The sequence below is a fragment of the Enterobacter sp. RHBSTW-01064 genome, assembly GCF_014103035.1.
GTDB classification, from domain to species: Bacteria; Pseudomonadota; Gammaproteobacteria; order Enterobacterales; family Enterobacteriaceae; genus Enterobacter; species Enterobacter mori.
Genome location: NZ_JABXOU010000002.1, coordinates 689,256 through 715,063, shown reverse-complemented (window position 1 = coordinate 715,063; position 25,808 = coordinate 689,256). Strand labels below are relative to the sequence as shown.

Here is a 25,808-nt window from a genome sequence, read left to right as displayed (position 1 = left end):
GTCGATTTTGTGTACAAAATAGAGTGCGTTTTTTGAAAATGCGTACTCCTAAATATCAGCCGTGTTTTTCGGGAGAAAGGTATGTCTACAACACCGCTTTGGCTTGTCCAGAATGTTCGCTTACCGGGTCGGGAAGGGCTGTGGCAAATCGCCATCGAGAACGGTCGTTTTGGTGAAGTCACACCAATGGATGATACCCATGCCGAAAGTTACGAAGTCCTGAATGCGCGCGGCGGGCTGGCGATCCCGCCGTTTATCGAGCCGCATATTCATCTCGATACCACCCAGACGGCGGGGGAGCCAAACTGGAACCAGTCCGGCACCCTGTTCGAAGGTATTGAGCGCTGGACAGAGCGCAAGGCGCTGCTCAGCCATGAGGATGTGAAAGCGCGCGCCTGGAAAACGCTGAAGTGGCAAATCGCCAACGGCATCCAGTTTGTCCGCACCCATGTGGATGTCTCTGATCCGACGCTCACCGCCCTGAAGGCGATGCTGGAGGTGAAGCAGGAGGTCGCACCGTGGGTGACGCTGCAAATCGTCGCCTTCCCGCAGGAGGGGATCCTCTCCTATCCGAACGGCGCGGCGCTGCTGGAAGAGGCGTTAACGCTGGGGGCCGACGTGGTTGGGGCGATCCCGCACTTCGAGTTCACCCGCGAGTATGGCGTCCAGTCGCTGCATATCGCTTTTGATCTGGCGAAGAAATATGACCGCCCGCTGGATATTCACTGCGATGAAATTGACGACGAACAGTCGCGGTTTATCGAGACGGTGGCGACACTGGCATATGAAGCAGGCATCGGTCCGCGCGTGACGGCCAGCCATACTACCGCCATGCACTCCTACAACGGCGCGTACACCTCGCGGCTGTTCCGCCTGCTGAAAATGTCAGGGATTAACTTCGTCGCTAACCCGCTGGTGAACATCCACCTGCAGGGGCGCTTTGATGACTACCCGAAACGCCGCGGGATCACGCGCGTGAAAGAACTCCAGGACGCGGGCATTAACGTCTGCTTTGGTCACGATGATGTGTTTGACCCGTGGTATCCGCTCGGGACTGGCAATATGCTGCAGGTGCTGCATATGGGACTGCACGTCTGTCAGATGATGGGCTATCCGCAAATCGACAACGGCCTGAACCTGATCACCCATAACAGCGCCCGGACCTTTGGCCTGAGCGATTACGGTATTAAGACGGGGAACCCGGCAAACCTGATTATTCTGCCTGCGGAGAGCGGGTTTGAAGCGGTACGCTGCCAGGTGCCGGTACGCTGGTCGATTCGTCAGGGACGCGTGATTGCCACGACGCAGCTGGCGCAGACGTGGATCCAGATGGATGTCGGGGGAGAAGAGGTGAGCTTTGCCAGAAACAGCCCCTCTGCCGAGCGCAAAGGGGCGTAGACGTTAGTGAGACGCCGCTGCAACGTTGTGCTGGCGGTGGCGGGTCACGAAGCCCAGGATGAAGCACATGATGAACACCACGGCATACAGACCGTTAGCGGTGTGCAGCGCCGCCAGCGGACCGCTGTGGGCGACAATCGGACCCGTCACCACGAAGGTCAGCATGGTGCCGATGGTGCCGCAGGTCAGGACGAAGTTAACCAGCTTCGGCGAGGCCACTTTGGTCTGCAGGGAGCCCAGGGTGATGATCGAGGTATAAATGGCGCTGGAGAAGAAGCCCAGGGTCAGAATGAACCACGGCATATGCTCCGGCGAACCGTTGATGAACAGGTACATCAGCACGGTTGCCAGGCCCGCCAGCACGGTCAGAATGCGCTGCAGGTCGAAGAAGCGCAGGATGAAGCTAAACGCCCACATGCCGAACATGTAAGACATCCAGAAATCGCTCACCAGTTTACCCGCGTCGTTCAGGCTCATGCCAAGCCCTTTCGCGTATTCTGGTACCCAGGAGATAAAGCCCAGCTGGCCCAGGATGTAGCACAGGGCGGCAACGGAGAGGAACAGCACGCCGATGCCCCACTTTTCTTTCACAACGGGCTCTGCGGTAGTTTGCGCTTTCTTGCCCAGTACCGGGAACTCACAGCCGAAGGTCAGGATAAAGATCGCCACGTAGACCAGACCGATGCAGGCATAAACCCAGTACCACTCGATGCTGCGCGCCAGCAGAACGGCAGCCACCATCGGGAAGATCATACCGGCCATGCTAAAGAAGGAGTCGGTAAACAGCAGGCGCGCGCCGCGCTGGCGGCCTTCATACATATGGGTAATCAGGAACGTACCGATCGACATGGTGATCCCGCTGACCAGACCGAGCACGAACATGGCGGCGGAGAACAGCGCGATGCTGTGGCTCAGCATCAGGCCCGCCACGGCGGCGACCATCAGCACAAAACCAAAGCGCAGCTGGGTTTTCAGCGGCACAATCTCCATCAGCCAGGCATTCAGGAAGATAGAGATCAGGATCCCCGCGTTGAGGAAGGTAAAGGTATTACTCATGCTGGAAACGGGCAGCTGGAAGTAGTCTGCGATATTTCCCATCACCATCCCGGTGACGATCACCAACGCGCCGGTCAGGGCGTAGGAGAAGAAGCTGATCCATGTGAGCTTGATGCGATTGCTGTTAGTCATGTCTGGCCTGTTCAGAAAAAGAAAAGCGCCGGGAAGGCGCTGAGAGCGGGCAGATTTTAGACTCGAAAGTGATCTAATTAAATCTTTTCAGAAAATATTGATCACATTTGCATATTTTTGTGTGATGCAGATCACGTAAAATAGCGCCATTACCAATCGTTTGCGCGGTAACAACTGTTTCAATTTCGTAAAATTAGGTAAAAGGCTGGTCTCCGTTCATACTGCTCTTTAGAATCAAGCCATTCGCTTTTTATACTGCGCTTTGTTAAGGAATTCTCATGCTCAAATCAACACTGGCGGCTGTTGCAGCTGTGTTTGCTCTTTCTGCCGTTTCCCCTGCTGCGCTGGCAGCCAAGGGTGACCCTCACGTCCTGCTGACCACCTCTGCCGGGAATATTGAGCTGGAACTGAACAGCCAGAAAGCCCCTGTTTCGGTGAAAAACTTCCTCGACTACGTGAACAGTGGGTTCTACAACAACACCACTTTCCACCGCGTGATCCCGGGCTTTATGGTGCAGGGCGGCGGCTTCAACGAGCAGATGCAGCAGAAGCAGCCTAACCCACCGATTAAAAACGAAGCGGACAACGGCCTGCTGAACAAGCGCGGCACTATCTCCATGGCGCGTACCGCAGATAAAGACAGCGCGACCAGCCAGTTCTTCCTCAACGTGGCGGATAACGCCTTCCTTGACCACGGCCAGCGTGACTTTGGCTATGCCGTCTTCGGTAAAATCGTGAAAGGGATGGACGTGGCCGACAAGATTTCTCAGGTGCCTACTCACGACGTCGGCCCGTATCAGAATGTCCCGTCAAAACCGATCGTTATCCTTTCCGCAAAAGTTCTGCCGTAACTCTTCTGAACGCGGGTTTCTTCTGCCCGCGTTATGTTGCCCTCCCTGCGAAAGCGCGTTTTGCTGCTTATACTTGTGGCAAACGGACTATTCAGGGAGGCGTTAAGTGAAAAAACTCACCGACAAGCAAAAATCCCGACTCTGGGAACAGCAGCGTAGCGTCAATTTGCAGGCCAGTTGTCTCCTTGAAAAAGGTCATGGTCCTTCAGCGCCCCACATCGAAACGCTGGAGCTTGGGCCATCCGCGCCCGGGCTGCCCCATCTGTGCCTGATTCACCGCCATCTGTATCACAGCGAGATGAAGCGGGCAGGCGAATTCCGTACCGACGATATTTTTAAGGGTGACATTCCCTTCTGCCATTTCGAGTACATCGAGAAGATGGGCAACGAGCTGATGGCGGCGCTTGAAAGCGAAAAGTATCTTGTGGGTCTTGAGAGGGCGGCTTTTGTTGACAAAGTTAGTCATTACTACTGTGAAATCAATATGCTGCATCCTTTTATGCGCGGCAACGGCATTGCCCAACGCGTCTTCTTCGAGCAGCTGGCGCTCCACGCGGGTTACGCGCTGGACTGGCGGGATATCGATCCCGAGCAGTGGGTGGCGGCTAACCGAAGCGGCGCGATGGGCGATTTGACCGCGCTGAGCGCTATCTTTGCCAAAGTAGTGAGCGAAGCACGGGAATCTGAGTAGAATAGGGCGGCATTTTTTTCGGGAGCCGCCATGATTCTGCTGATTGATAACTACGATTCCTTCACCTGGAACCTTTACCAGTATTTTTGTGAACTGGGTGCAGAGGTGGTTGTCCGCCGTAATGATGACCTCACGCTGCCCGATATCGACACGCTGGCCCCGCAGAAAATCGTGATTTCGCCGGGGCCGTGTACGCCCTCGGAATCAGGCATTTCTCTGGATGTTATCCGCCACTATGCAGGCAAACTGCCGATTCTGGGCGTCTGCCTGGGTCATCAGGCTATTGCCCAGGCGTTTGGTGCCACTATCGTGCGCGCTGCGAAAGTGATGCACGGGAAAACCTCTCCGGTCACCCACACCGGCACGGGCGTATTCGCAGGGTTAAATAATCCGTTAACCGTGACGCGCTACCATTCTCTGGTCATTGACCCGCCGACGCTACCCGCCTGCTTTGAGGTTACCGCCTGGAGCGAGACGCAGGAGATCATGGGTATCCGTCACCGCGAGTGGGATCTCGAAGGCGTGCAATTCCATCCGGAAAGCATCCTCAGCGAGCAGGGACACGCGCTGCTGGCAAATTTCCTCAATCGCTGAATATCTGTTGCCTTGTTGTGATTTTTTATGCATATTTTGTGATTATATTTTCACTATCACTGTGACATAAAAATGGATGGTCATGACATGGCAACTGAACAACCAGCAATTACCCGTGCAACATTTGATGAAGTGATCCTGCCGATTTATGCACCGGCTGAGTTTATCCCTGTGAAGGGGAAAGGCAGCCGCGTCTGGGATCAGGAAGGCAAAGAGTATGTTGATTTCGCGGGCGGGATTGCGGTGACGGCGCTGGGCCATTGCCATCCCGCGCTGGTGGAGGCGCTGAAAACCCAGGGCGAAACCCTGTGGCACACCAGCAACGTGTTCACCAACGAACCGGCGCTGCGTCTGGGGCGTAAGATCATCGATGCCACCTTCGCGGAACGCGTGCTGTTTATGAATTCCGGCACCGAAGCCAACGAAACCGCCTTTAAGCTGGCGCGCTACTACGCCACCACGCGCCACAGCCCGTACAAAACCAAAATCATCGCCTTCCACAATGCCTTCCACGGACGCTCCTTCTTTACCGTCTCCGTTGGCGGCCAGCCGAAGTATTCCGACGGCTTCGGCCCGAAACCGGCAGACATTGTCCACGTGCCGTTTAACGATCTGCATGCCGTGAAAGCGGTAATGGACGACCACACCTGCGCGGTGGTGGTCGAGCCTATTCAGGGCGAAGGCGGCGTGACCGCAGCGACGCCGGAATTCCTGAAAGGGCTGCGCGAACTGTGTGACGAGCATCAGGCGCTGCTGGTCTTTGATGAAGTGCAGTGCGGCATGGGGCGCACCGGGGATCTGTTTGCCTACATGCATTACGGCGTGACGCCGGACATCCTGACCAGCGCCAAAGCGCTCGGCGGCGGTTTCCCGGTGAGTGCGGTACTGACGACGCAGGAGATTGCCTCTGCGTTCCACGTCGGCTCTCACGGCTCTACCTACGGCGGCAACCCGCTGGCGAGCGCCGTGGCGGGTGCCGCGTTTGATGTTATCAATACGCCTGAGGTGCTGAACGGCGTTAGCGCGAAGCGTGAGCTGTTCGTGAAGCATCTCCAGCAGATTAACGATGAATATGGTGTTTTCAGCGAGATCCGCGGCATGGGGCTGCTGATTGGCGCCGAGCTGAAGCCGCAGTTCAAAGGCCGCGCGCGTGATTTCCTGCACGCCGCCGCGCACGAAGGGGTGATGGTGCTCAATGCCGGACCTGACGTGATGCGCTTTGCGCCGTCGCTGGTGGTGGAAGAGAAAGATATTGAAGACGGATTAACCCGCTTTGCCGCGGCGGTCGCGAAGATCGTTAAAGGCTAATACTCGGTTCGCTTTAACCGGCGCGTTAACCAAATCCCGTGATGCGGGCGCTGACGCCATGCCACCGATGAAATGGTGTGCATGGTGTTCAAATGCCCCAGAACGCGCTGCAGATGCTGCTCAAGGGTGCTCATCGGCCCGTGGGTCAGCGTTTCAGGCGCTTCCAGAATATTCGAATCTCCCGATTCACCCGGCGAGTCATACTCCAGACGCTGTTGACACCTCTGCAACGTAATTTCACACGACTGCAAATAGCGCTGCGCCAGATCCGGCGTCAGCATCGTGTGCTCGCGCGCCAGCGTGGTCATGGCGTTAATGTGCTCGACGATAAACTGGCTGTGTGTCACCCACAGCTTCATGTCTGCAAGATAGTGCGAGTTAAACCCCGGCTCCTGCATCGCCTGATTGAGCGAGTTAAACAGCGCGTTGTGCGCCTGGTTGACCTTCATCCGCTGATACGCCAGCGGGGAGGGCTGCGGATCGTCGCTGAGGATCAGGCGAATGGCCTGCTGGTCGGCTTCCAGCGCGTCATGGGCGTTCTGCCTGAGCAATCCGCTCTGCCACTGCGGCCACAGCCAGACCATACCGCCGAAGGCAATCAGGCAGCCAATCAGCGTATCGACCAGACGAGCCACGATAAACTGCTCGCCGTTGAGCGTGAGCAGCTGCAGGGTGTACACCGCCGTGACCGTAAAGCCCACCATCGCCCAGCCGTAATTTTTACGGATGATCAGATAGCTCACCATGGTGATCGCCAGCATCCCGACCAGCGTATAGCCTTCCGGCACGTGGAAGTGAAGCGTCACGCCCGCAATAATCAGCCCGGCTAGCGTTCCGCCAGCCCGGTGGAAGATACGCACTCGCGTGGCCCCGTAGCCGTTCTGCGTGACAAACAGCACGGTCATTAAGATCCAGTAGGGTTTAGGCAGGTGCAGCGCCATGCCCATCAGGCTGGCAATGCTCAGCATCACGCTTATCCGCGCCGCGTTGCGCAGGGCGGCGGATTTCAGTGACAGATAGCTTTTGAGCGCAGGCAGCAGCGGCAGACGTTTCTGCTTATCCGCCATCAGGTCGCGGTGATAAAGCGGGCGCTGCGTACGCAACACGCGGGCGATACGGCTGAAGTGCCAGGCGGCAAACTGGCCTACCGGGTTATCCGGATGCTGACGGGCGATTTTCTCCAGCGCGCCGAGCTGTTTATCCATGTTAAAACGCGTGGGGTAGCGGTGATAGAGAATATCGTCAGCCAGTACCCTAAGCCGCGCGGCGACGGTCTGGGCGTTCCAGCGGATCACTGCTTCTGCATGGCTGCGCTCTACCAGCTTTTGTACCTCCTGCGGGTGGTGAAGGCTAACGGAGATATGCTCCTGCAGGTCCAGCCCCACCTGGAAAGTGCGCAGCAGCCGTTTGTATTCGTGGTTCTTGTTGGCGGCAAGCATGTGCAGCTGCTGGTAGCACTGGCTAATCAGGTCGACAACCTTTTGCTGACGCGTCAGCAGCGGCGGCAGGGATTTCTCCGGGTCGGTATGCTGGGTGAGCAGGGTGTATTTGGCTTCACAGTAATCCGCAAGCTGCACATAGAGCAGGCTCAGGGATTCACGCAGCGGCTGTTCCCGCCAGAGCCAAAACCAGAACCAGTTAAACACCCCGTACCAGAGCGTGCCAAGGGCGTAGATCAGCAGCGGCTCCCATACCGGCATATTCCCGGCGAGGCTCAGGGTGAAGATAGCCGCAATCAGCGAGGCGGGCAGCAGGCGCGCGTGCAGCGAACTGATTTCCGCCGTCACGCCAAGCGTCATCGCCAGCACGGTCAGGATCAGGGGCAGCGGGATATCACGGGCAAGCAGGAGCTGTACGGCGAGACTACAGCCCGCAAACAGACAGCCACCGATAATCAGGCGTTTGAAAAAGCGCTTATGCGGCGTGTCCAGACCGGCAATGTTGCAGCAGGCGGGCACGAGGGAAAACAGCAGACCTTGCTGGAGGTGTCCGAGGATCAGGCCCACGGCCACAGGAAGGCACAACACCAGCGTTTGTCGCAGTGCGTAGTTAACTTCCGGGTGATAGATCAGCCTGCGCCACATGGGGAGTAGAGACAAAAACGGCGTGACACCTTGCGATGGCACGCCGTTTGAGCGGAATTAACGCGTTCCGTAAACCACGATGGTTTTACCGTGGGCGGAGATCAGGTTCTGGTCTTCCAGCATTTTCAGGATACGGCCCACTGTTTCACGGGAGCAACCGACGATCTGACCAATTTCCTGGCGGGTAATTTTAATTTGCATGCCGTCAGGGTGGGTCATGGCGTCTGGCTGTTTCGCCAGGTTCAACAGGGTCTGCGCGATACGGCCGGTCACGTCCAGGAAGGCGAGGTTACCCACTTTCTCAGACGTCACCTGCAGACGGCGCGCCATCTGGGAAGAAAGACGCATCAGGATGTCAGGATTAACCTGAATCAGCTGACGGAATTTCTTGTAAGAAATTTCAGCCACTTCACATGCTGTCTTTGCACGAACCCAGGCGCTACGTTCCTGGCCCTCTTCAAACAGGCCCAGTTCACCGATGAAATCGCCCTGGTTCAGATAAGAAAGGATCATCTCTTTCCCTTCTTCATCTTTGATCAGCACTGCCACCGAGCCTTTAACGATGTAATACAACGTTTCCGCTTTTTCACCCTGGTGAATCAGCGTGCTCTTCGATGGGTACTTATGAATGTGGCAATGAGACAAGAACCATTCGAGAGTCGGGTCTGTTTGCGGTTTGCCAAGCACCATGCGCTGTTATCCTCTGTTATAAGCTGTCACCAGAGTCATAAGATGCATCCGGACTCTGGGGTTGCAATCGAATTCTTACCCATACCCTGGGAAGTCGGCTGTCGTAACGTTTCGCAGCCAGTAAAGTTTGATGTCCTCTGCATACATGTGTAACGTCAATGTATTACTGTAGCATCCAGAGTGTTTTAGCATAGCTTTTGCCGCGTGTCTCCTGGTGTCTCGCTTCAGCATGATGCAGGTCGCCTTCCGTTGCGAGAAATGTAATGCACGCGTAATCTGTCACCAAAAATGCAACGTTGGAGTTAATGAATATGCAAGCGCGTGTCAAATGGGTTGAAGGTTTAACGTTCCTGGGCGAATCCGCTTCTGGACATCAGATTTTGATGGACGGTAACTCCGGCGACAAAGCCCCAAGCCCGATGGAGATGGTGCTGATGGCGGCGGGCGGATGCAGCGCAATTGACGTGGTGTCGATTTTGCAAAAAGGTCGTCATGATGTGACCGATTGCGAAGTGAAGCTTACTTCCGAACGTCGCGAAGAGGCGCCACGCCTGTTCACGCACATTAATCTGCACTTTATCGTGACCGGTAAAGAACTGAAAGATGCCGCAGTATCACGCGCCGTAGACCTTTCTGCGGAGAAATACTGCTCTGTGGCGTTAATGCTGGAGAAAGCGGTAAAAATCACGCATTCGTATGAAGTGATCGAGGCTTAATCTTTTGGCGGGTGGCGCTTCGCTGACCCGCCCTACAAAAGCACGACCGTAGGCCCGGTAAGCGCAGCGCCACCGGGCAAAACAACTCACGCGATCTGCTTCCCTTCCATCAGTCGCTGGACCAGCGGCGTCATAATTAACTCCATCGCCAGCCCCATTTTTCCGCCCGGCACCACCAACGTATTCATGTGCGAAATAAACGAGCCCTGCAGCATCGCCAGCAGCCAGGGGTAATCAATGCCTTCGAGATTGCGGAAATGGATGACGACAAAGCTCTCATCCAGCGAGGGGATCGTTTTGGCCGCAAACGGGTTGGAGGTATCCACCGTCGGCACGCGCTGAAAGTTGATGTGGGTGCGGGAGAACTGCGGCGTCAGGAAGTTGATGTAATCCTCCATGGAGCGCACGACGGAATCCATCACCGCTTCGCGAGAATGCCCGCGCTCGCTCATGTCACGCGTCAGCTTCTGGATCCATTCAAGGTTAACAATCGGCACCACGCCGACCAGCAGATCCACGTGACGCGCGACGTCGTGTTGAGGCGTGACCACGCCGCCGTGTAGCCCTTCGTAAAACAGCACGTCGGTCGGCTCCGGCAGCGGCTGCCACGGGGTGAACGTCCCCGGCACCTGATTCCAGGGAACCGCTTCGTCGTAGGTGTGCAGGTATTTGCGGGACTGGCCGGTCCCGCTCTGCCCGTATTCGCGGAAGGTTTGTTCCAGCAGGCTGAAATCGTTGGCTTCCGGCCCGAAATAGCTGATGTGTTTGCCCAGATCGCGCGCCTTGCGGATGGCCATGTCCATTTCCGGGCGCGTATAGCGGTGAAAGCTATCGCCCTCCACTTCTGCCGCCCGGAGATTCAGCTGTGCGAAAATCTTGCGAAAGGCGAGGCTGGTGGTGGTGGTACCCGCACCACTTGAGCCCGTTACGGCAATAACCGGATGTCTGGCAGACATAGCAACTCCCTGACTGGAAAGGTTTACAGATCAGCCGTGAAACGCGTTGCGGTGCATGATATTGACCGTCTCATGCAGTTCGGACCACACCAGCACCACGTCGCCACTTTTCAGCTGGCGCTTAACATCGCTGACCTTTTGTTCGAGCGAACGTTCTTGTTCACCATAATCGGTGCCTTCACGTAATACAAAGCTTTCAATCAGATTATCGAGCGTTTCGGGAGCGAGATCCTGCCAGGGGATAATCATTTTTTACCGTCCAGAAAAGAGGTGAGCCAGTCAGGGATGCGGGTTTCCAGCCACATTTTCGGCCTGCGTAGCGTGCCGCCAACAAAGCCGACGTGCCCGCCGTACTCGGTGAGCTGATACTGCACGTTAGCCGGTAAATGCTCCGGTGCCGGAATAGAGTGATGATCCATAAACGGATCGTCTTTGGCGTGGATAATCAGCGTCGGCGTGGTGATTTGATTCAACAGCGGCATGGCGCTGCACTGACGGTAATAGTCAATCGCATCGGCAAAACCGTGGATCTTCGAGGTAATCAGATCGTCAAACTCGCGCAGACGCTTCACGCGCTTGAGCTGCTGCAGGCTAACCGGCAGGGTATCAGGGTAGGCCTTCAGCTTGCGCGCGGCGTTTGCCTTCAGCAGGTTGAGCAGGTAGCGCTGATAGACGCGGGAAAACCCTTTCTCCATATGGTAGCTGCACTGCTCGAGCATAAAGGGAGCGGAGACAATAACAGCGGCATCCAGCGGGACTGCATCACCTTCTTTCGCCAGCAGGCAGGCCAGCATATTACCGCCCAGCGAATAGCCCACCGCCGCCGTTGGCACCGTGCCAAAATTTTCTCTCAGCCAGTGTAAGAACCAGGTGCCGTCTTCGGTTTCACCGGAGTGGTAAATACGCTTCTGGCGATTCGGCTCGCCGCTGCAGCCGCGAAAATGCATCACCACCGCCAGCCAGCCGCGGGCTTTCGCCGCCTCGATTAAACCGTGGGCGTAGGGACTGTGCAGGCTGCCTTCCAGACCATGAAACACCACCAGGCGAGGTTTGTGTCGGGCCTGCTCCGGCGCTTCGCTCCAGGCGAGATCTAAAAAGTCGCCGTCCGGCAAATCCAGGCGCTGCCAGTGCGGGGTGAACTGCACCTTGCGGCGGATCAGGCGCGGCAGCATGGTTTGCAGGTGGGGGTTAGCCACGCCGCGCATGGGCACGAACTCTGCGCTCTCTTCGGCTGCAATGTCGAAGTCTGATGGAATGATTTGGGTCATAAGGGCGATGCTGATTCTTGTCAGAAATTTACTATACCTTCCGAATTGTACCCCGTTTAGCCTGGATTTCCGAACCATGAACTGATCCCGATCACAAATCTTTACCTTGATTATTACTCTCAGGCTAATGATTCAGCTCTACGCTTAATTGATGCCTTTCTCGCCAGAGCGCAGACTTTACTCAACGTTAAGCAAATCAGAATGATGTGCTGAATCAGGAGGTTAATAATGTTATCTGGGCAAACACCCACCCGGCAATGGAACACACGACGCAGCGAGAAAGCGCGTCGTCTGGCGTCCGTACCGGTGCAGGGCAAGGTACTGCCAACCGGCGATCTTGTCGCCATGCTGGAAAAACTGATCGCCCCGGGCGATAAAGTCGTGCTGGAAGGCAACAACCAGAAGCAGGCGGATTTCCTTTCCCGCTCGCTGGCTGAAGTGAACCCGCAAATCATTCACGACCTGCATATGATCATGCCGAGCGTTGGCCGCAGCGAGCATCTGGATATCTTTGAAAAAGGCATCGCCCGCAAGCTGGACTTCTCCTTCTCCGGGACTCAGAGCCTGCGTATCTCGCAGCTGCTGGAAGACGGTCAGCTCGAAATCGGTGCAATTCACACCTACATCGAACTCTACTCGCGCCTCTACGTCGACCTGTCCCCCAACGTGGCGCTGATTGCCGGTTTTAAAGCCGACCGCAAAGGCAACCTCTACACCGGGGCGAGTACCGAAGATACCCCGGCGCTGGTGGAAGCCGCCGCGTTCCACGACGGCATCGTCATCGCGCAGGTGAACGAGCTGGTGGACGACGAGTGCGATCTGCCGCGCGTCGATATTCCTGGCTCCTGGATCGACTACGTGGTCGTTGCGGACAAGCCGTTCTTTATCGAACCGCTGTTCACCCGCGACCCGCGCCTGATCAAACAGGAACATATCCTGATGGCGATGATGGCGATCAAAGGCATCTATGCGGAACACCAGGTGCAGTCCCTGAACCACGGTATCGGCTTTAACACCGCAGCGATTGAGCTGCTGCTGCCCACCTACGGCGAACAGCTCGGCCTGAAGGGCAAAATCTGTAAACACTGGACGCTGAACCCGCATCCGACGCTGATCCCCGCCATTGAAAGCGGCTGGGTGGAAAGCGTGCACTGCTTCGGCGGCGAGCTGGGGATGGAAGAGTACATCCGCGCCCGTCCTGATGTCTTCTTTACCGGTGCCGATGGCTCCATGCGTTCCAACCGCGCCTTCTGCCAGCTGGCAGGCCAGTACGCGGTGGATATGTTCATCGGCTCTACGCTGCAGGTTGACGGCTACGCCAACTCCTCAACGGTGACGCGCGGTCGTCTTTCCGGCTTCGGCGGTGCGCCAAACATGGGCCATGACCCGCACGGTCGTCGTCATGCGACCCCGGCCTGGCTGAACATGATCACCGAGCCTGACCCAATGCAGCGCGGTAAAAAACTCGTCGTGCAGATGGTCGAAACCTTCCAGGCGGGCGTGAAGCCGACCTTCGTGGAAAAACTTGATGCCGTTGACGTGGCGAAAGCCTCCGGCATGCCGCTGGCACCGGTGATGATTTACGGCGATGACGTGACGCACGTGCTGACGGAAGAGGGGATTGCTTACCTCTACCGGGCGAAAGATCTGGAAGAGCGTCGTGCCATGGTTGCCGCCGTCGCGGGGATCACCGATATCGGCCTGGGCGTTGACGCTAAACGCGTGGCGGAACTGCGCCAGAGCGGCAAGGTGGTGTATCCGGAAGATATGGGGATCCGTCGCACCGACGCCACCCGCTCTCTTCTGGCAGCCGGGAGCGTGTCTGACCTCGTTGAGTGGTCCGGCGGTCTGTATAACCCACCTGCGAAATTCCGGAGCTGGTAATGAAACTTCTGCCCCAGATTCAGGTTGAAGGCGGTGCCGAATGGCTGGCGCGAACCGCCACGCAGTGTCTGATTGACGAAGCACGACTAAGCCCGAAACCCGGTCTGGTGGACAGTCGGGGGAACGGCGCGCACCACGATTTATCCCTTGCGCTGATGGAGCGCTCCGCGCGCAGCCTGACCCCCACGTTTCAGGCGCTGGCGCAGCAGAGCTGGCAGCGTCCGGCGGACATTGCGCTTCGGCAAACCGTTGGCCGTCTTGGCCGCGAAGGCGAGCAGCAGATGATGGCAGCCACCGACGGGGTTAATACCCACCGTGGTGCGATCTGGGCGCTGGGATTGCTGGTGAGCGCGGTGGCGATGCTGGGCGGGGGGGCGACTGCGCAGGCCGTCGCGAATACCGCCGCTCAGCTGGCGAAACTCCCGGACGATGCGGCGCCGAAAGTGTTCAGCAAAGGGCTGCGCGCCACGCACCGCTACCGCGTGCCGGGCGCGCGCGAAGAGGCGCAGCAGGCGTTCCCGCACGTTATGCAGCGCGCGCTGCCGCAGCTTCGCCTCAGCCGTCTCAACGGCAGCAGCGAAACGCATGCGAGGCTCGACGCGCTGATGGCGATCATGACGTCACTCACCGACACCTGCGTGCTGTCGCGCGCCGGAATGGAGGGGCTGGACGCCATGCAGAACGGTGCTCGTGCGGTACTGAACGCCGGAGGATGCGCAACGCTTTCAGGGCAGCAGGCGCTGGCGAGCTTAGACCGTCAGATGCTCTCGCTCAACGCGTCACCGGGCGGCGCTGCCGACCTGCTTGCCGCCACGCTGTTTCTCGACCGCGTCGAAACGCCTTATTCAAAGCATTAAGAGGATGTTATGGAAAAAATTACATTGACCGTGCCCGCCAGCCGCGAAGTAAGCGGCAGGGCGTTGGCGGGCGTCGTCGGCTCCGGGGATATGGAGGTGTTGTTCGCCGCCGAGCCGGGCCAGACCTTAACCGTTGATATCACCACTTCAGTCGACAATAGCCGTGGTCGCTGGGAGGCGCTGTTCAACCGTCTGCACACCGTCAGCAGCCTGCCCGCAGGCAAACTGACCATCCACGACTTCGGCGCGACGCCGGGCGTGGCGCGCATTCGCATCGAACAGGTCTTTGAGGGGGTGAGCCATGCGTAACGACAGCAGCTTTATCGAACTAAAAGCGCGCCAGCGCGCGCAGGCGCTGCTGGATGACGGCAGCTACCGCGAACTGCTGGATCCGTTTGAAGGCATTATCTCTCCGTGGCTTGGGCCGCAGGGGATTGTTCCGCAGGCCGATGACGGCATGGTCGTCGCAAAAGGCACCATCAACGGTCAGCCTGCGGTCGTCGTCGCGATTGAAGGCGCGTTCCAGGGCGGCAGCATGGGCGAAGTGTCCGGTGCCAAAATGGCAGCGGCGCTGGAGCTGGCGGCAGAAGATAACCGCAACGGCATTCCGACGCAGGCGGTGCTGTGCCTCGAAACCGGCGGCGTGCGTCTGCAGGAAGCTAACCTCGGCCTGGCGGCGATTGCCGATATCCATGCCGCGATTGTTGACCTGCGCCGGTATACCCCGGTGGTCGGGATTGTTGCCGGGACCGTGGGCTGCTTCGGCGGGATGTCCATCGCGGCGGCGCTGTGCAGCTACCTGATTGTGACTCGCGAAGCGCGTCTTGGCCTCAACGGCCCGCAGGTTATCGAGCAGGAAGCGGGCATTGAAGAGTACGACTCCCGCGACCGTCCGTTTATCTGGAGCATGACCGGCGGCGAAGTGCGCTATGAAAGCGGACTGGTGGACGCGCTGGTGGGCGACGGCGTGAACGCGGTGAAAGCCGCGATGAACGAAGCCATCGCCAAAGGCGTACCGGCGAAACATCGCACCGATAACTACGACGATTACCTGAACCGTCTGACGAATTTCGACACCCGCAAACAGGCCGATGCCGAACAAATTAACGCGCTTTTTGCCCGGGAGGTGAAATGATGACTAACTCAATGAGCCGTGGCGAGCTCTGGCTGGACATTCTCGCCCCGAATGCAAAACGTGTGGAAGGGTTATGCCCGTCCGTGCAGGCGGCAGACGGCGAGCTTAATGGTGAAGCGGTGCGCTTTGTGGCCGTGGTGCCGGATGCCAACAACCACTTCCCGCGCGCGGCGAAAGGTGAAGTCGGTCTGCTGGAAGGCTGGACCCTGGCGAAAGTGGTCAGTGAAACCGTCGCGGCGGATGCCGATAAGGCCGTTAAGCGCCCGATTGTGGCGGTGATTGACGTCCCAAGCCAGGCCTATGGCCGTCGGGAAGAGGCGTTTGGTATTCACCAGGCGCTGGCGGGAGCCGCTGCCGCGTATGCGAACGCGCGCCTGGCCGGTCATCCGGTGATTGGGCTTATCGTCGGCAAGGCGATGTCCGGCGCGTTTCTGGCGCACGGCTACCAGGCCAACCGCCTGATTGCCTTTAACGACAAAGGCGTGCTGATCCACGCGATGGGCAAAGAGTCCGCGGCGCGCATTACGCTGCGTACCGTCGAGGCGCTGGAAAAGCTGGCGGCGACCATTCCGCCAATGGCGTATGACATCAGCAACTATGCGACGCTGGGGCTGCTCGCCAGCCTGCTGGACATCAGCAACCCGGATGCCCCATCCGATAACGATCTGGCGCAGGTGAAAACCACCCTGCAACAGGCCATCAGCGATGCTCGTCAGGACGCGACGCTTAAAAACCGTCTGGGTGCTGACAACCGCCGCAGCTCGGCGCTCGTACGCGAACGTATGCGAGCCAGCTGGTAAGTAAAAAAAAAGACCTGCCAGAGATGCAACCCTCGTGGGCGCGCCCGCTGCGCCCGCGTGGGAGCCTGCATCCTGAAAAATAATAAACATCGCACCAGTGCTAAAACTTTTTTTACTACAGGTGATTTATGACTTACGTAATTGTTCATGCTCTTGCACCGATTTTCGTCATCATGCTGCTGGGATTCTGGGCCGGTAAGGCAAAGATGGTCGATAACAAAAACGTTTCCCTGCTCAATATCTTCGTGATGGATTTTGCACTCCCTGCCGCGCTGTTTAGCGCCACCGTGCAAACGCCGTGGACCGGCATCGTGGCGCAGTCGCCGCTGATCCTGGTGCTGACCCTGGCGATGTGGATCACCTATGCGGCCATCTACTTCCTTGCCACCAAAGTCTTTAAGAAATCCCCGCAGGACGCGGCGGTGCTGACGCTTACCGTTGCCCTGCCAAACTACGCGGCGCTCGGTCTGCCGATTCTGGGCAGCGTGCTGGGTGAAGGATCTTCCACGTCGCTTTCCGTTGCGGTCTCTATTGCCTGCGGTTCGGTGCTGATGACCCCGTTCTGCCTGCTGATCCTGGAGCGCGAGAAAGCGCGCGCCGAGGGGAATAATTCCGGCTCAACGCTCTCCATGCTGCCGGTGCTGATGTGGCGTTCCATTAAAAAACCGATCGTGATGGGCCCGCTGCTGGGCGTGATTCTCTCCGCAATCGGCATCAAAATGCCGGAACTGGTGCTTGCGGCGATTAAACCGCTGGGGCTGTCCGCCACCGCTGCGGCGCTGTTCCTGACCGGGGTGATCCTCTCTGCCCGCAAGCTGCAGATCAACACCATGGTGATTACCTCAACCATCGCCAAGCTGCTGATTCAGCCCGCGATTGCCTGGGGTATCGTGCTGATCTTCGGTCTGCACGGCTCGGTGGCGATTACCGCTATCCTGATGATTGCGCTCTCCGCGGGTTTCTTCGGCGTGGTGTTCGGTAACCGCTTTGGCGTGCAGTCGCCGGATGCTGAAGCCGTGCTGCTGTTAAGCTCCGTACTGTGTATCCTGTCGCTGCCGCTGTTTATCTCGCTGACTTCAGGAATGTAATCATGACCACAACATTACGCCCGCACGACCTCATCTGGCTTACCGCGCGCGACGCGCTGGAAGGCATCACCGAATCCTGGGTTGAGGCAGCCTGGCATATTGGCCTGCCGGTAGTGGTGCGGCGTGATGTTGATAATGAAGGCCGTATTCCCGTTGGCGTGCGCGGATTGCGCCGCGACCAGCGGGCGGCCGGATGGGTGAAGCCGGAAAACGTGCTGCGTGTGGTATCACCGGAAGACCTGTGTGCCACCGCCGATCTGCTGCGATCACCTTTTGTCACCCAGCCTCCGGTTCAGGTGGCGCTGCAGCTGGCGCAGCAGGCGTGGCCGTGGACGTGGGGCATTACCGGCAGCACCGGCTACGCGCTGGCGACCGGTATTCCGGTGATCCATGCCGACAGCGATCTCGATCTGCTGATCCGCGCTCCGCACCCCGTTTCCCCTGATGCGTTTGCTGGCTGGCAGTCTCAGCTTGGCCGGGCGCTGTGTCGGGCGGATACGCAGGTGGATACGCCCGAAGGGGGATTTGCGTTGGCGGAGTGGCTGCGCGACGGCAAAACGCTGCTAAAAACTCAATGCGGACCGCGCCTGGTGGCGGATCCGTGGCGCAGGGAGGAGTGATGAAAATACTGTTTACCTTTCCGGGGCAGGGCACGCAGCACGAAGGCATGCTGCAAAATTTGCCGGGAACGGAGCTGGAACAGGCGCGAGAGGTGCTTGGCGCCGAAGTGGATACGCTGGACAGTGCAGCCTCACTCGCTCACACCCGCGCGGTTCAGCTTTCGCTGCTGATTTCCGGCGTGGCCTGGGCGCGCGAGCTGGAGCGTCGCGGCGTGACGCCGGATATTGTTAGCGGGCTGTCCATCGGCGCTTATCCGGCGGCGGTTATCGCGTGCGCGCTGGATTTTTCGGACGCGCTGAGGCTGGTGGCGCTGCGCGGTGACCTGATGGAGCAGGCGTATCCGCACGGCTACGGCCTGACGGCCATCATGGGCTTGACCCTGCCGCAGGTGGAAACGCTGATTGAAGGCACCGGAACCTACGTTGCTAACCTGAATGCTGAAACGCAGATCGTGATTGCCGGAACCGATGACGGGATGGCGCAGGTGGCAGAACGCGCGCTGGCCAAAGGGGCGAGCAAGGCCAGGCGGCTGGCGGTTAGCGTGCCGTCGCACTGCGCGCTGCTGGCAGAACCGGCGAAAAAGCTGGCGTCGGCGTTTGAGCCCGTTACGCTGGCTCGTCCACGCTGCGCCTACCTGAGCGGCAGTACCGGCCGCGTGCTCTGGCAGCCGGAAAAGATCGCCGACGATCTGGCGATGAACATGGCGCGAACCGTGCGCTGGCAGGAGGCGATGATTTCCGCTAACGAACGCGAAGCGCGACTGGCGATTGAAATGCCGCCCGGCGGCATATTGACCTGCCTGACGCGCCAGGCAGCGTGGGAAGGGGAAACCCTTTCGCTGGAGCGCAGCGGTGTGGACGTGGCGGTGCATCTGACGGGTCGGCTTCGTGCGTGATTTTTTTCGCCCAGTGGCGGCTACGCCTTACCGGGCCTACGGGTTCGGTTGTATTATTTTGTAAGCCGGGTAAGACGCAACGCGTCGCCACCCGGCAAGGCCTCAGGCTCCGTCCTGCAAACTTCTGGCATACATCCGCCCTTCGGCGGCTAATGCCCGCAGGCTTGGGTCCTGCTCGCGGTTACGGGCAAAGACAATCGCGATAAGCTGCTGCATCTGGTACGGCTCCGCCAGCTTCAACAGCTGCACGGAATTCTCGTAGACCTTCTTCATCCTGCCCGGCATCAGCGTAAATCCAACGCCTGCCTGCACCAGGCTCAGCATCGAGAAAATGTCATTAACGCGCGTGACGATTTCCGGCTCGAACCCGGCGATATGAAACGCTTCCTGGAACCCGGCGTAGGTCGCAAAGCCTTCTGCAAGCGCGACAAATTTCTGATCTTTGTAATCGCGGAGATCCGCTGGCCCGTGGGTATTCAGCGTGGCGGAAGCCGGTGCGGCAAGGAAGATGTCGTCATGGAACAGCGGCAGAACCTCAAGGCTGTTACGGTCGATGTCGCTTTCGGAGATGGAGATAAGAATCGCGTCCAGCGAGCCTTCATCCAGCATGTGCAGCAGGGTGTCGTTGGAGCCCATCGTCAGATCCATCTCCAGATCCGGACGGCGCAGCTTCATGCCCATAATCAGACGCGGGACGGTTTCCAGGGTGAGCGAGTAGAGCGTGCCGACGCGTAAGCGCCCCTGGCCGATACCGGCGATTTTGCGGGACGCCTCCAGCCCGCGCTCCATCACCTGCATCACTTCCTGGCAATACTCCAGCAGCGTCCACGCGGAGGGGAGCGCAATCAGGTTACGCCCCTTGTGGGTAAAGAGCGGGCAGCGCACGTTCTCTTCCAGCGTGTGCAGCGCGCGGTGCACGCTGACGCCGCTCAGGCCCAGCGTTTCGGCGGTACGTGCGATATTCCCCTTCTCCATAAATGTCATGAAGATGCTGAGCTTGCGGAATGTAATATCGCTCGTCGTATCGAAACGCATAACCCTCCCGATGGTTTAGTCGGCCTGAAGCATGGCTTCCAGCTGTTCCTGCGCGTCCAGCCACGCCATTTCGCACTCTTCGAGGCTGGATTTGGTTTTCGCCTGGGTTTGCAGACAGTCGGTCAGTTCCGCTTTGCGGCTTTGGTCGTACAGCTCGCTGTCGCCCAGCTTCTCTTCAACGGTAGCCAGCGTGGCGTTGAGCTTTTCCATCTCTTTTTCAAGACGGGCAATCTCTTTACGCAGCGGCTGCGTCTGGGTGCGCAGCTCCGCTTCACGGCGCTTCTGGTCTTTACGCGACTGCGCGCTGTTGGCGTTGTCTTTCGCTGACTCTTCCGGCTGGTTCTCCTGCTTCTGCACGTCCGTCAGCCACTGCTGGTAGTCCTCCAGATCGCCGTCGAACGGTTCGACTTTGCCGCCGTGCACCAGGTAGAGATCGTCCGTGGTAGAGCGGATCAGGTGGCGGTCGTGCGAAACCACAACCAGCGCGCCTTCGAACTCGATCAGCGCTTCGGTCAGCGCCTGACGCATGTCGAGATCCAGGTGGTTGGTCGGTTCATCGAGCAGCAGCAGGTTCGGGCGCTGCCAGACGATCAGCGCCAGCACCAGACGGGCTTTTTCACCCCCGGAGAAGCGCTCGGTGTTTTCCGTCACCTTATCGCCCTGGAAGCCGAAGCCGCCGAGGTAGTCGCGCAGCTTTTGCTCCATCTCCTGCGGCGCCAGACGCGCCAGGTGTTGAATCGGCGATTCATCCGCGCGTAAAAATTCCAGCTGATGCTGGGCGAAGTAGCCCAGCTTGATGCCCTTCGCCAGGCCGATTTCACCGCTGATCGGGTTAAGCTCGCCCGCCAGCAGTTTGATCAGCGTCGATTTACCGGCGCCGTTACGCCCCAGCAGGCCAATGCGCGAACCCGGCACCAGGTTGAGCTTGATGGAATCGAGGATAATGCGCTCGGCATAGCCCGCGCTGACCTTCTCCATCTTCAGCAGCGGGTTCGGCAGGCTTTCAGGCTCGCGGAAGCTGAAGTGGAACGGGTTATCCACGTGCGCCGGGGCAATCATCTCCATGCGCTCCAGCATCTTGATGCGGCTCTGGGCCTGCTTGGCTTTTGAGGCTTTGGCCTTGAAGCGATCCACAAAGCTCTGCAGGTGCGCCACGCGCTGCTGCTGGCTTTCGTACATGGACTGCTGCTGGGCAAGGCGCGTCGCGCGCTGGCGCTCGAAGGAGCTGTAGTTGCCGGTGTACTCGAACATCGTTTGCTGTTCGATGTGAATGATTTTATCCACCACCGGGTCGAGGAAGTCGCGGTCGTGGGAGATCAGAATCAGAGTGCCCTGATAGCTCTTCAGCCACTTCTCCAGCCAAATAACGGCATCAAGATCGAGGTGGTTGGTCGGTTCATCGAGCAGCAGCAGGTCAGAGCGGCAGATCAGCGCCTGCGCCAGGTTGAGGCGCATGCGCCAGCCGCCCGAGAAGTCGCTGACCGGGCGTTCCAGCTGTTCATTGCTGAAGCCCAGGCCATGCAGCAGGCTGGAGGCGCGGGAGCGAATGGTCCAGGCGTCGATGGCGTCCAGCTTGCCGTGAACGGTGGCGATGGCGTGACCGTCGTTGCGCTCGTTCGCGGCGTTGAGTTCTGCCTCGAGCTTGCGGTATTCACGGTCGCCGTCGATAACATAGTCGAGCGCCGGCTCACTCAGCGCAGGCGTCTCCTGGTTTACCCAGGCAAGCTGCCAGTTCCCCGGGAAGGTAAAGTTACCGCCATCCGCGCTAATCTCGTTTTTCAGCAACGCCAGCAGGGTGGATTTACCGCAGCCGTTTTTGCCGACCAGACCCACTTTTTGGCCCGGGTTGATGGTAGCAGTGGCGTTATCCAGCAGAACGCGCACGCCGCGACGAATTTGTAACGAGGAGAAAACAATCATAGAAGCGCCGTATGTTCCGACTATGTTAATTTGTCATTATGATAATGTAAGGTGTGGGCCATTTTCCCCACCGGGCCGCCATGGTAGCCCAAAACAACGACGATACACAAAAACAGAAACAAGACCGGGAGGGGAATGATGTCTCAGACAGCAAAGGTGCTGCTGCTGTATGCCCATCCGGAATCTCAGGACTCGGTGGCGAACCGGGTGCTGCTTAAGCCGGCTACACAGCTCAGCAACGTGACGGTGCACGATCTCTACGCGCACTATCCTGATTTCTTTATTGATATTCCTTACGAGCAGGAACTGCTGCGTCAGCATGACGTCATTGTGTTCCAGCATCCGCTTTATACCTATAGCTGTCCGGCGCTGCTGAAAGAGTGGCTGGACCGCGTGCTGAGCCGGGGCTTCTCCAGCGGGGTGGGGGGAAACCAGCTGGCGGGAAAGTACTGGCGTAGCGTCATTACGACCGGTGAGCCAGAAAGCGCTTACCGTCACGACGGGCTGAACCGCTATCCCATGAGCGATATCCTGCGGCCCTTCGAGCTGACGGCGGCAATGTGCCGTATGCACTGGATGAGCCCGATTATTGTCTACTGGGCGCGACGCCAGCAGCCACAAGAGCTGGCGAGCCACGCCAGAGCCTACGGTGAATGGCTGGCCTCACCGATTCCGGCAGGAGGTCGTTGATGGAAGGATCGAATTTACTCCTCGCCGGGGTGCTGTTTTTATTTGCGGCGGTTGTTGCGGTGCCGCTTGCGGCACGTATCGGTATCGGTGCAGTCCTGGGGTATTTGTTGGCGGGGATCGCCATCGGCCCCTGGGGGCTGGGATTCATCAGCGATGTGGATGAGATCCTCCATTTCTCCGAGCTGGGCGTCGTGTTCCTGATGTTCATCATCGGCCTTGAACTGAACCCGTCCAAGCTGTGGCAGCTTCGCCGCTCCATCTTCGGCGTGGGGGCGGCACAGGTGCTGTTTAGCGCCGCGATTCTGGGCGGGCTGCTCATGCTGACGCAGTTTTCCTGGCAGGCGGCGGTGATCGGCGGGATTGGGCTCGCGATGTCCTCCACGGCGATGGCGCTGCAGTTGATGCGCGACAAAGGGATGAACCGCAACGAAGCCGGACAGCTGGGCTTTTCGGTGCTGCTGTTTCAGGATTTGGCCGTCATCCCGGCGCTGGCGCTGGTGCCGCTGCTGGCAGGATCCGGTGACGATCATTTTGACTGGGTAAAAATCTCCATGAAGGTGCTGGCCTTCGCGGGGATGCTGATTGGCGGGCGTTTCTTACTGCGTCCGGTGTTCCGCTTTATTGCCGCCTCGGGCGTTCGTGAAGTGTTTACCGCCGCGACGCTGCTGCTGGTGCTTGGCTCTGCGCTGTTTATGGATGCGCTGGGGCTGTCGATGGCGCTGGGGACGTTCATTGCCGGGGTGCTGCTGGCGGAGAGCGAATATCGTCACGAACTGGAAATTGCCATCGATCCGTTTAAGGGGCTGCTGTTAGGGCTGTTCTTTATTTCGGTCGGCATGGCGCTGAACCTTGGCGTGCTTTATACCCATCTGCTGTGGGTGGCCGTGAGCGTGGCGGTGCTGGTGGCGGTGAAAATGCTGGTGCTCTACGTACTGGCCCGTATTTACGGGCTGCGTAGCTCGGAACGCATGCAGTTTGCCAGCGTGCTAAGCCAGGGAGGAGAGTTCGCGTTTGTGCTGTTCTCTACCGCATCTTCCCAAAAACTCTTCAAAGATGACCAGATGGCGCTGCTGCTGGTGACGGTCACGCTGTCGATGATGACCACGCCGCTGCTGATGAAGCTGGTGGATAAACTGCTGTCGCGCCGGTTTAACCCGGCTGATGATGAAGATGAAGCGCCCTGGGTGGAAGATGATAAGCCACAGGTTATCGTCGTGGGTTTTGGCCGTTTCGGACAGGTGATTGGGCGTTTGCTGATGGCGAACAAAATGCGCATCACGGTACTGGAGCGCGATATCAGCGCGGTCAATCTGATGCGCAAATATGGCTATAAGGTTTACTACGGCGACGCGACCCAGCTCGAGCTGCTGCGCTCGGCGGGGGCGGAAGCGGCAGAGTCCATCGTGATTACCTGCAACGATCCGGAGGATACAATGAAGCTGGTGGAGCTGTGTCAGCAGCATTTCCCGCATCTGCATATTCTGGCGCGTGCGCGGGGACGTGTTGAAGCTCACGAATTGTTGCAGGCGGGTGTGAAACACTTCTCCCGTGAGACATTCTCCAGTGCGCTGGAGTTGGGCCGTAAGGCGCTGATCTCGCTCGGCATGCATCCGCATCAGGCACAGCGCGCCCAGATGCACTTCCGCCGGCTGGATATGCGGATGCTGCGCGAGCTGATGCCGGTCCATACCGATACGGCGCAAATCTCCCGCGTGCGGGAAGCGCGTCGCGAGCTGGAGGAGATCTTCCAGAGAGAGATGCAACAGGAACGACGCCAACTGGACGGCTGGGACGAATTTGAATAAAGGGTAACGAAAGATGGCTGTACGTAAACGCTTTATCGCGGGGGCAAAATGCCCGACCTGCCAGGCGCAAGATACTTTGGCTATGTGGCGTGAAAATAATATTGATGTAGTTGAGTGTGTTAAGTGCGGTCACCAGATGCGTGAGGCTGATAAAGAGGCCCGCGATCACGTTCGCAAAGAAGAGCAAGTGATCGGCATTTTTCATCCGGACTAGCGATATGCCCTGAGTTTTTTTAAGCTAAAGGGTACACGGGTGCAGATTTCCGCTACAATCTGCGCCAGCAATTTTCCCACGCTCAGGAGATATCATGAAAGTAGCAAAAGACCTGGTGGTCAGCCTGGCCTATCAGGTACGTACAGAAGACGGTGTGTTGGTTGATGAGTCTCCGGTGAGTGCGCCGCTGGACTACCTGCATGGTCACGGCTCCCTGATTTCTGGCCTGGAAACAGCGCTGGAAGGTCATGACGTTGGCGACAAATTCGACGTTGCTGTAGGCGCGAACGACGCTTATGGTCAATATGACGACAACCTGGTTCAGCGCGTTCCTAAAGACGTGTTCATGGGCGTTGACGAACTGCAGGTTGGCATGCGCTTCCTGGCGGAAACCGACCAGGGCCCGGTGCCGGTTGAAATCACTGAAGTTGAAGACGACCACGTTGTGGTTGACGGCAACCACATGCTGGCTGGCCAGAACCTGAAATTCAACGTAGAAGTTGTTGCGATCCGTGAAGCAACCGAAGAAGAACTGGCTCATGGCCACGTTCACGGTGCACACGGTCACGACCATGACCACGATCACGGCCACGATGGCTGCTGCGGTGGTCACGGCCACGATCACGACCATGGTCACGACCACGGTAAAGGTGGTTGCGGCAACGGCGGCTGCGGCTGCCACTAATACCCGTCGTCTTTCAAGCCGCTGGTGCGTTGGCTGCGCTTTCAAACCCCGGTCACATAGTTATCTATGCTCTCGGGGATTTTCAAGCTTGCCGCCTTCCTGCGACTCGAAATCCATAGGGTATTTGACATGTAGGCCCGGTAAGCTTCGCGCCACCGGGCACAAAAAAAGCGGGGATATCCCGCTTTTTTTACGCCTCAATAATGAGGTGGTGGCGTCTCTTCTGACTGAGAGGCGATGTGCGACGACTGCGTTGCCTTCACTTTTTCAGTGAGCAGGCGCATCAGATCGCGCAGCTTTGCCATTTCAAGTTCATGGGCGGTCACGGTCTGGTTAAGTTCTTCGATGGTGATGTCCTGAAAAGCCAGTCGGCTTTCCAGCTCAGCCAGTCTCGCTTCAATCAATGTGTCCTTCATGGTTCACCTCGTCAATTTC

27 protein-coding genes are annotated in these 25,808 nt (G+C 58.3%); 18 read left to right on the top strand and 9 right to left on the bottom strand.

The features are described from left to right. Positions 1-81: 81 nt before the first annotated feature. On the top strand, positions 82-1,398 hold the full coding sequence (locus HV355_RS09430; RefSeq protein ID WP_182401687.1) for a cytosine deaminase: 1,317 nt from the start codon (positions 82-84) through the stop codon (positions 1,396-1,398). A gap of 3 nt (positions 1,399-1,401) precedes the next feature. Here the strand turns inward: HV355_RS09430 and tsgA are convergent, their stop codons facing one another. Next, the gene (tsgA, locus tag HV355_RS09425; protein ID WP_089598575.1) at positions 1,402-2,586 is read right to left on the bottom strand and encodes an MFS transporter TsgA; all 1,185 of its coding nucleotides are present in this window, start codon (positions 2,584-2,586) and stop codon (positions 1,402-1,404) included. Between the two features lie 278 nt (positions 2,587-2,864). Between tsgA and ppiA the strand changes: the two genes are divergently transcribed. The 4 genes from ppiA (at position 2,865) to HV355_RS09405 (ending at position 6,030) form a co-directional block, all read left to right on the top strand. Next, positions 2,865-3,437 carry a peptidylprolyl isomerase A gene (gene ppiA, locus HV355_RS09420; protein ID WP_010436347.1) on the top strand — a complete coding sequence of 191 codons (573 nt, stop codon included), beginning with the start codon at positions 2,865-2,867 and terminating at the stop codon, positions 3,435-3,437. 106 nt (positions 3,438-3,543) lie between these two features. After that, positions 3,544-4,128 (top strand): putative adenosine monophosphate-protein transferase Fic, encoded by a 585-nt coding sequence (locus tag HV355_RS09415; protein ID WP_148401266.1) that lies wholly within the window; start codon positions 3,544-3,546, stop codon positions 4,126-4,128. A 30-nt stretch (positions 4,129-4,158) separates the two neighbouring features. After that, on the top strand, positions 4,159-4,722 hold the full coding sequence (gene pabA, locus HV355_RS09410) for an aminodeoxychorismate synthase component 2 (RefSeq protein WP_148401265.1): 564 nt from the start codon (positions 4,159-4,161) through the stop codon (positions 4,720-4,722). Positions 4,723-4,809: 87 nt separating this feature from the next. Continuing rightward, positions 4,810-6,030 carry an aspartate aminotransferase family protein gene (locus HV355_RS09405; protein WP_182401685.1) on the top strand — a complete coding sequence of 407 codons (1,221 nt, stop codon included), beginning with the start codon at positions 4,810-4,812 and terminating at the stop codon, positions 6,028-6,030. Here the strand turns inward: HV355_RS09405 and HV355_RS09400 are convergent. Beyond that, positions 6,027-8,114: a YccS/YhfK family putative transporter gene (locus HV355_RS09400; protein WP_182401798.1), complete on the bottom strand. Its 2,088-nt coding sequence runs from the start codon at positions 8,112-8,114 to the stop codon at positions 6,027-6,029. The genes HV355_RS09405 and HV355_RS09400 overlap by 4 nt on opposite strands. 57 nt (positions 8,115-8,171) lie before the next feature. Then, positions 8,172-8,804, bottom strand: a complete 633-nt coding sequence (crp, locus tag HV355_RS09395) for a cAMP-activated global transcriptional regulator CRP (RefSeq protein WP_000242758.1) — start codon at positions 8,802-8,804, stop codon at positions 8,172-8,174. Positions 8,805-9,115: 311 nt separating this feature from the next. On the opposite strand from crp, the gene HV355_RS09390 reads away from it, so the two are divergent. Beyond that, on the top strand, positions 9,116-9,520 hold the full coding sequence (locus HV355_RS09390) for an OsmC family protein (protein ID WP_010436331.1): 405 nt from the start codon (positions 9,116-9,118) through the stop codon (positions 9,518-9,520). An 86-nt stretch (positions 9,521-9,606) separates the two neighbouring features. Here the strand turns inward: HV355_RS09390 and HV355_RS09385 are convergent, their stop codons facing one another. From HV355_RS09385 to HV355_RS09375, 3 genes are read right to left on the bottom strand one after another with little or no spacing between them, the layout of a single operon-like run. Further along, a complete protein-coding gene (locus tag HV355_RS09385) occupies positions 9,607-10,476 on the bottom strand; it encodes a phosphoribulokinase (RefSeq protein WP_010436329.1) in 870 nt (289 codons plus the stop codon). 30 nt (positions 10,477-10,506) lie between these two features. Further along, complete coding sequence (locus HV355_RS09380; protein WP_010436326.1) at positions 10,507-10,725, bottom strand: YheU family protein; 219 nt, start codon at positions 10,723-10,725, stop codon at positions 10,507-10,509. Further along, positions 10,722-11,744 carry a hydrolase gene (locus HV355_RS09375; protein ID WP_126545828.1) on the bottom strand — a complete coding sequence of 341 codons (1,023 nt, stop codon included), beginning with the start codon at positions 11,742-11,744 and terminating at the stop codon, positions 10,722-10,724. The genes HV355_RS09380 and HV355_RS09375 overlap by 4 nt, the downstream gene beginning before the upstream one ends. A 228-nt stretch (positions 11,745-11,972) precedes the next feature. Between HV355_RS09375 and mdcA the strand changes: the two genes are divergently transcribed. From mdcA to mdcH, 8 genes are all read left to right on the top strand, one after another. Further along, positions 11,973-13,628, top strand: coding sequence for a malonate decarboxylase subunit alpha (mdcA, locus tag HV355_RS09370; RefSeq protein ID WP_182401683.1), 1,656 nt, complete (start codon positions 11,973-11,975; stop codon positions 13,626-13,628). Beyond that, the gene (locus HV355_RS09365; protein ID WP_182401681.1) at positions 13,628-14,485 is read left to right on the top strand and encodes a triphosphoribosyl-dephospho-CoA synthase; all 858 of its coding nucleotides are present in this window, start codon (positions 13,628-13,630) and stop codon (positions 14,483-14,485) included. Before mdcA ends, HV355_RS09365 begins: the two co-directional genes overlap by 1 nt. Positions 14,486-14,494: 9 nt before the next feature. Continuing rightward, positions 14,495-14,794 (top strand): malonate decarboxylase acyl carrier protein, encoded by a 300-nt coding sequence (mdcC, locus tag HV355_RS09360; protein ID WP_010436321.1) that lies wholly within the window; start codon positions 14,495-14,497, stop codon positions 14,792-14,794. Beyond that, a complete protein-coding gene (locus HV355_RS09355) occupies positions 14,787-15,620 on the top strand; it encodes a biotin-independent malonate decarboxylase subunit beta (protein ID WP_126816056.1) in 834 nt (277 codons plus the stop codon). Before mdcC ends, HV355_RS09355 begins: the two co-directional genes overlap by 8 nt. Beyond that, positions 15,620-16,420: a biotin-independent malonate decarboxylase subunit gamma gene (gene mdcE, locus HV355_RS09350; protein WP_126816121.1), complete on the top strand. Its 801-nt coding sequence runs from the start codon at positions 15,620-15,622 to the stop codon at positions 16,418-16,420. The genes HV355_RS09355 and mdcE overlap by 1 nt, the downstream gene beginning before the upstream one ends. A gap of 128 nt (positions 16,421-16,548) precedes the next feature. Continuing rightward, positions 16,549-17,508 carry an AEC family transporter gene (locus tag HV355_RS09345; protein WP_024907941.1) on the top strand — a complete coding sequence of 320 codons (960 nt, stop codon included), beginning with the start codon at positions 16,549-16,551 and terminating at the stop codon, positions 17,506-17,508. Positions 17,509-17,510: 2 nt separating this feature from the next. Further along, on the top strand, positions 17,511-18,128 hold the full coding sequence (locus HV355_RS09340) for a malonate decarboxylase holo-ACP synthase (RefSeq protein WP_174340034.1): 618 nt from the start codon (positions 17,511-17,513) through the stop codon (positions 18,126-18,128). Beyond that, a complete protein-coding gene (gene mdcH / locus HV355_RS09335; RefSeq protein ID WP_182401679.1) occupies positions 18,128-19,024 on the top strand; it encodes a malonate decarboxylase subunit epsilon in 897 nt (298 codons plus the stop codon). Before HV355_RS09340 ends, mdcH begins: the two co-directional genes overlap by 1 nt. 102 nt (positions 19,025-19,126) lie before the next feature. Here mdcH and HV355_RS09330 read toward each other — a convergent pair whose 3' ends face one another. Continuing rightward, the gene (locus HV355_RS09330) at positions 19,127-20,059 is read right to left on the bottom strand and encodes a LysR substrate-binding domain-containing protein (protein WP_182401677.1); all 933 of its coding nucleotides are present in this window, start codon (positions 20,057-20,059) and stop codon (positions 19,127-19,129) included. A gap of 15 nt (positions 20,060-20,074) precedes the next feature. Further along, complete coding sequence (locus HV355_RS09325; protein WP_148401260.1) at positions 20,075-21,979, bottom strand: ABC transporter ATP-binding protein; 1,905 nt, start codon at positions 21,977-21,979, stop codon at positions 20,075-20,077. Positions 21,980-22,114: 135 nt separating this feature from the next. Between HV355_RS09325 and kefG the strand changes: the two genes are divergently transcribed. From kefG to slyD, 4 genes are all read left to right on the top strand, one after another. Beyond that, entirely contained in the window at positions 22,115-22,669 is a 555-nt protein-coding gene (gene kefG / locus HV355_RS09320; protein WP_085928927.1) for a glutathione-regulated potassium-efflux system ancillary protein KefG, read from the top strand. Continuing rightward, the gene (gene kefB, locus HV355_RS09315) at positions 22,669-24,474 is read left to right on the top strand and encodes a glutathione-regulated potassium-efflux system protein KefB (RefSeq protein ID WP_120159470.1); all 1,806 of its coding nucleotides are present in this window, start codon (positions 22,669-22,671) and stop codon (positions 24,472-24,474) included. The genes kefG and kefB overlap by 1 nt, the downstream gene beginning before the upstream one ends. Before the next feature lie 13 nt (positions 24,475-24,487). Then, complete coding sequence (locus tag HV355_RS09310; protein WP_010436300.1) at positions 24,488-24,688, top strand: YheV family putative zinc ribbon protein; 201 nt, start codon at positions 24,488-24,490, stop codon at positions 24,686-24,688. A gap of 94 nt (positions 24,689-24,782) precedes the next feature. After that, entirely contained in the window at positions 24,783-25,373 is a 591-nt protein-coding gene (gene slyD / locus HV355_RS09305) for a peptidylprolyl isomerase (RefSeq protein ID WP_089598586.1), read from the top strand. A gap of 197 nt (positions 25,374-25,570) precedes the next feature. On the opposite strand, the gene HV355_RS09300 is transcribed toward slyD, so the two are convergent. After that, the gene (locus HV355_RS09300) at positions 25,571-25,789 is read right to left on the bottom strand and encodes a protein SlyX (RefSeq protein WP_010436296.1); all 219 of its coding nucleotides are present in this window, start codon (positions 25,787-25,789) and stop codon (positions 25,571-25,573) included. Positions 25,790-25,808: the final 19 nt, after the last annotated feature.